The organism is Acidithiobacillus sp. (assembly GCF_027322205.1).
Classification (GTDB): Bacteria; Pseudomonadota; Gammaproteobacteria; order Acidithiobacillales; family Acidithiobacillaceae; genus Acidithiobacillus.
This window is the reverse complement of the sequence record NZ_DAHVHY010000150.1, coordinates 1-523: the sequence shown is the minus strand read 5'-3', so window position 1 is coordinate 523 and position 523 is coordinate 1. Positions and strand designations below refer to the sequence as shown.

Here is a 523-nt window from a genome sequence, read left to right as displayed (position 1 = left end):
GGGGTGGTTAGTGTGAGCAATACCTTTTGAGGGTCGTGGGAGTTGGCTGCTTATGAATCCCGTAATACAAAAGGCGAATAACTACAACCCGGATCAAAAAACGTCCAATCAGAAGACAGACCTGACGTTCTTTACCAACGACCAAAGCCAGACATTGCTGGATCGGTTCAAAACCACACTTGCTGACACCCAACTATTTGATGTGCTAGTCGGTTATTTTCGTTCTAGTGGTTTCTACCAGCTTTACGACAGTGTTGCACAGATTGACAAAACTCGCATACTGGTCGGCCTTGGGATGGATAACGAGTCTTATAGAGCGATAGATGCTTGCCGAGCGCAGTCGGTTATAGACTTCGAATCGCATAAAAATGCGAAAACGACATTCCAGAACAATCTCGTCATCGATATCGAAGCATCTGATGAGCCAGATAATAATCTAGAGATCGGTATCAAGAAGTTCATTGAATTTCTGCAAAAAAATTGTGCAGACCCCGTGAGTGACAAACAATCCGGTGGAAGCGGT

At 44.7% G+C, this 523-nt stretch carries 1 protein-coding gene; it reads left to right on the top strand.

Annotated features, from left to right (window positions below):
• Positions 1-52: 52 nt before the first annotated feature.
• Positions 53-523, top strand: a 471-nt coding sequence (locus M7F93_RS11880; protein ID WP_298173828.1) for a phospholipase D-like domain-containing protein, incomplete at its 3' end; no start/stop codon positions are given.